The organism is Hydrogenimonas sp. (genome assembly GCF_029933015.1).
Lineage (GTDB): Bacteria > Campylobacterota > Campylobacteria > Campylobacterales > Hydrogenimonadaceae > Hydrogenimonas.
Map to the genome: position 1 here is coordinate 1 of NZ_JAOZOZ010000034.1, position 4,899 is coordinate 4,899.

The following is a 4,899-nucleotide window of genomic DNA, read 5'->3' on the forward strand; positions in this document are numbered from 1 at the left end:
CGCTCGAGATAGGCGCGATGGCTATCCTCCCTGGCATGGGCGAAAATCTTTCGGATCCCACGCCTGGTGAAAAACTCCGGATGCTTGACGAAATAGTACTCGCCCAGCTTGAAATCTCTGTAGCGGGGAATGACGTAATCGAGTTTGATGTCGAGAATGTCCCCGACCCGATCACCTACGAGAATTCCGGCGATTTCATCGTTTCGCAGCATATAGAGGGCTTTTTGGGACTGTTTGATCAGAGGGATGGAGACGATCTTTTCGATCTCCTCTTTATGGGTCTGTAGAAAATGGTCGAAGAGTTCCGAATCGATATCGGCTTTGACCAGATCGAACTTCTCTCTCGCTGTATAGTACTGATAGAGATAGTAGATATTGATCAGCACGATACCGAAGTTCAGAAATGCGACGGGAATCGAGTCGATAAGAATTCCGTAGATCGTAAAAAGCAGTGCGCCGAAGAGATTGATCCAGCGCAGTTTGACGATGGAAGCCATCGTCAGGGAGATCAGCACGATAACAGACGCCAGATATCCCAGCCACTCTACCCAGTCGAAACTCATAATGTCACATCCTCCCGTGCTATTTTTTCGTAGACCATCGGTTTTTTCTCAGGGACCCCCTCCCCGATTTCGATCGCCTCCCGCAGCCTCTTTTGCGCCTCTTCGAACTGTGCCTCGCTGCGGACATGCACATAGGCCAGCGGACGATCCCCGTCCGCCCTCTCTCCGATCTCGATGAAATCGGTAAATCCGACGGCGTAGTCGACGGCGTCGGTCGGCTTTCTGCGGCCGCCTCCCATCGCGACGACCGCCATACCGATAGCCCGAGTGTCCATCGCCTGGACGATCCCCTCCTTCGAAGCATAGACGGGACGGACGATCGGCGCTTTTTCGAGATAGTCATCGTACCGCTCCACGAAATCGGCAGGTCCGCCCAGTGCCGCCACCATCCGCGAGAACCGTTCGGCCGCCTCACCGGAATCGAGCGCCTTTTGCAGCCGCTTTCGGGCCTCCTCTTCCGTCGCCGCCAGATCGCCCAGAAGCAGCATCTGCACACAAAGCGCCATCGTCACTTCGTGAAGTTTCGGGTTGCGGTATTCACCGGTGAGATACCGCACCGCCTCCCGCACCTCCACGGCGTTGCCGGCGCTAGAGGCGAGGACCTGGTCCATGTTGGTGATCAGCGCCGTCGTGCGGCATCCTGCCCCATTGGCGACGGCCACGATGCTGCGGGCGAGCTCGCGGGAGCCTTCGTAATCGGGCATGAAGGCGCCGCTTCCGGCCTTGACATCCATCACCAGCGCCTCGAGCCCCGCCGCCAGTTTCTTGGAGAGGATCGAAGCGGTGATGAGGGGGATCGACTCCACCGTCGCCGTCACGTCGCGGATGGCGTAAAAGCGTCTGTCCGCCGGTGCCAGTTCGCCGGTCTGGCCGATGATGGCCACTCCCACTTCCCTGACCACTTTTCTGAAAAGTTCGTTGTCGGGTGCCGTGTCGTAACCGGGAATCGCGTCGAACTTGTCGAGCGTACCGCCCGTATGTCCCAGACCGCGACCGGAGATCATCGGCACATAGCCGCCGCACGCGGCGACCATGGGGCCGAGCATCAGGCTCACCACGTCCCCTACCCCGCCGGTGGAGTGTTTGTCCAGCACCGGTCCTGGCAGATGCAGACTTTTCCACTCCAGCACGTCGCCGCTGTCGCGCATCGCTTCGGTCAGGGCGATGCGTTCTTCCATCGTCATCCCCTGGAAATAGACCGCCATCGCGAAGGCCGCGATCTGCCCTTCGGAGACCGATCCCTCTTTGATACCCCGGACGAAAAACGCGATCTCGTCCCGGCTGAGCCTTTCACCGTCCCGTTTTTTGCGAATGATCTCCTGTGGTAGAAACATGGCCTTCCTTTAGAAGTTGTATTTGAGCGTATAGATCAGACCGTTGAGATAGTTGTAGTTGCCCAGTTTGTGCCAGGCGTAACGGTACTGGATACCGCCCGTCACATGTTTGGTGACATGCCACCATGCCGCCAGCGCCCCCTGCACACCCCAGGAAGAGGCGTCACCGAACTCCTGCCTCGATCCATCGTCGTTGAGATACATCGACTCGTCCCGCTCCCACTCGAATTCATGCCAGTTGGAGATCGAAAATTTCTGCTCGAACGCGGTGAAATCGTAGTTGAAAACCCATCCGCCCATATAACCGTTCCACATGCTTTCGTGAAAGGTGTCGTGGACATAGTGGAGACCGACGAAAGGCCGGGCGAAGAAGTTATCGGCCAGATATTTGTAGGCCAGACCGACCACCAGATTGTTCACCAGAAAGCCGTCACCGTAGAGATAGTAATCCTGGATATGGATCTGGACGTTCTTCATCGTCCCTTCGGTACCGGGGATGTTGATATCCAAAATCGGCTTGATGACCCAGCGACTGTCGTCGGGGGCATCGTCGGCATCGAAACGCTCGTCGGGATTCTCCCAGTCGGTAAAGAAGTAGAAATCGCCCCACGACCAGCCGGCACCCCCTTCAAGCTCGGCGTACCAGAAATCGTCGTAGGCCCCACCACCGCGATCGACGGTACCGTCGGTCCAGTCGAGATAGTTGAGATTGAGATCGAACCAGCTGAAGTCGGGAACATACCAGGACTTTTCCGCCTTTTTGGGTTTGTGTACCGCCACCAGTGCCGCTTCGTCGGGAAGCTGCGCAGAGATTTCGGCCTGGGCGTCTCCTGCACCTCCTGCCCAGAGCGGCCACACCGCCATTGCCGTCAAGGCACTTGCCGAGAAAAACTTTTTCCAGATTCGCATCGATCTCTCCCTACATCTTCACGGCAACATCGAGAGCGATCTCGAGCATAGCGTTGAATTTGGTCTGGCGCTCTTCGGAAGTGGTCTTGACACCGGTTCGGATATGGTCGCTGACGGTCAGGATCGTCAGCGCCTTCGCACCATACTCGGCGGCCACGCCGTAGAGCCCCGCCGCCTCCATGTCGATGCCCAGAATGTTCAGCTTCTCCATTAGGTCGAACATCTCGGGCTGGGGCGTGTAGAAGAGGTCGGCAGAGTAGATGTTGCCCACCTTCACGTCGACTCCCCGTTCCGCCGCTGTATCGACCGCATTTCTAAGCAGTTCGTAGTCGCATATCGCGGCAAAATCATGACCGTTGAAGCGCATGCGGTTGACCTTGGAGTCGGTACACGCTCCCATCCCGATGATGACGTCGAGCACCTCGATATCCCGGCTGACGGCTCCGCAGGTTCCGACGCGGATGATATTCTTGACACCGTATTCGGTGATCAACTCGGTAGCATAGATCGACGCGGAGGGTATCCCCATCCCACTGCCCATAACAGAAACTTTTTTGCCCTTGTAGGTGCCGGTGAATCCGAACATATTCCGCACGTCGGTGACGAGTCGGGCATCCTCCATGAAGTTTTCGGCGATATGTTTGGCACGCAGAGGATCACCCGGCAGCAGGACGGTTTCGGCGAAATCTCCGGGGTTGGCGTTGATGTGGGGGGTCGGCATGTTGGCTCCTTTGGAATGAAAAGTTAAAAATGAATAATGAAAAATTCAGGATGGCGCGTTGCGCCGTTTTATTTTTTGTAAATATCATCGTAAAAGCTTTGGCCTACGAGCAGGGGCCTAAGATCGTGGTGTGAGGCGATGGTCTGGCCAATGTCGGCGAAGGTGTAGCGTTTGCCGATGTTGACCGGTTTGATCTTTCGGCCGTAGACCAGGACGGGAATGTGCTCTCGGGTGTGGTCGGTGCCCCACCAGGTCGGGTCACAGCCGTGGTCGGCCGTGATGATCAGCATGTCATCCTCCTTCAGCCGCGCTACCATCTCGGGCAGGCGCCGGTCGAAATACTCTAAAGCGGCGGCGTAGCCGGATATGTTCCTTCGATGGCCGTAGTCGGCGTCGAAGTTGACGAAATTGGTGAAGACGATGGCCTCCCTGTCAGTCGGTGCCTCCTCGAGGGCTTTAAGGGTAGTGTCGAAAAGATCCTCGATACCGTTGGCCTTATAGGCTTTCGTGATGCCCCGGCCGGCGAAGATGTCTTTGATCTTGCCCACGCTGATCACCTCCCCGCCGGCGGCTTTCATCTTGTCGAGCACCGTTTCGGCCGGCGGCTCCACCGAATAGTCGTGGCGGTTGCCCGTGCGCCGGAAGTTTTCGGGCGAATCCCCGACGAAAGGACGGGCGATGACCCGGGCGATGTTGTAGCGGTCCACCAGTTTTCTCGTCTTTTCGCAGACGTCGTAGAGTCGCTCCAGGCCGAAGGTCTCCTCGTGGGCGGCGATCTGAAAGACGCTGTCGGCGGAGGTATAGACGATGGGCTTGCCCGTCTTCATGTGCTCTTCGCCCAGCCGTTTGATGATCTCCGTACCCGATGCGTGACAGTTGCCCAGATACCCCGGCACCCCCGTCTCCTTCACAAAAGCTTCCAGCAGCTCCGGCGGAAAGCTGTCGGTCTTCTTTTTGAAATAGCCCCATGTGAAGGTGACGGGCGCCCCCATCATCTCCCAGTGGCCGCTGGAGGTGTCCTTGCCCGTCGAGACCTCGGCGGCGAAACCGTAGGCGGCTTCGGGGATCACATCGTCGTCGAGCCCGTCGGGGTAACACCCTCCCCAGCTCTCCTTGGCAGCGAATCCGAGACCGAAACGGTTCATGTTGGGCAGGTGCAAAGGGCCGCTGCGGCCCTCCTCCGCCAGTCCGGCAGCACAGAAAGCCGCGATGTTGCAGAGGGTATTGGCTCCGTCGTCGTTGAACGGCCTCCCCTCTTTCGTCACATCCCTGAAACGGCATGCGTCTTCAGCACCGCCGATGCCGAAAGAGTCAAGCAAAAGTATAATGGTTCTTTTCATGGTCTGCCTTTCACAATTGGTCATTTGCCGCT

At 57.5% G+C, this 4,899-nt stretch carries 5 protein-coding genes; all 5 read right to left on the bottom strand.

All coding sequences use genetic code 11. From position 1 onward, the window contains the following. Positions 1 to 563, bottom strand: a 563-nt coding sequence (locus Q1K23_RS03915; RefSeq protein WP_300362633.1) for a hypothetical protein, incomplete at its 3' end; no start/stop codon positions are given. Next, complete coding sequence (gene deoA, locus Q1K23_RS03920) at positions 560 to 1,897, bottom strand: thymidine phosphorylase (protein WP_300362634.1); 1,338 nt, start codon at positions 1,895 to 1,897, stop codon at positions 560 to 562. The genes Q1K23_RS03915 and deoA, both read right to left, overlap by 4 nt. A gap of 9 nt (positions 1,898 to 1,906) precedes the next feature. Continuing rightward, the gene (locus Q1K23_RS03925; protein ID WP_300362635.1) at positions 1,907 to 2,806 is read right to left on the bottom strand and encodes an outer membrane protein OmpK; all 900 of its coding nucleotides are present in this window, start codon (positions 2,804 to 2,806) and stop codon (positions 1,907 to 1,909) included. Between the two features lie 10 nt (positions 2,807 to 2,816). Further along, a complete protein-coding gene (deoD, locus tag Q1K23_RS03930) occupies positions 2,817 to 3,527 on the bottom strand; it encodes a purine-nucleoside phosphorylase (RefSeq protein ID WP_300362636.1) in 711 nt (236 codons plus the stop codon). Positions 3,528 to 3,595: 68 nt separating this feature from the next. Then, positions 3,596 to 4,867 (bottom strand): phosphopentomutase, encoded by a 1,272-nt coding sequence (locus Q1K23_RS03935; protein ID WP_300362637.1) that lies wholly within the window; start codon positions 4,865 to 4,867, stop codon positions 3,596 to 3,598. Positions 4,868 to 4,899: the final 32 nt, after the last annotated feature.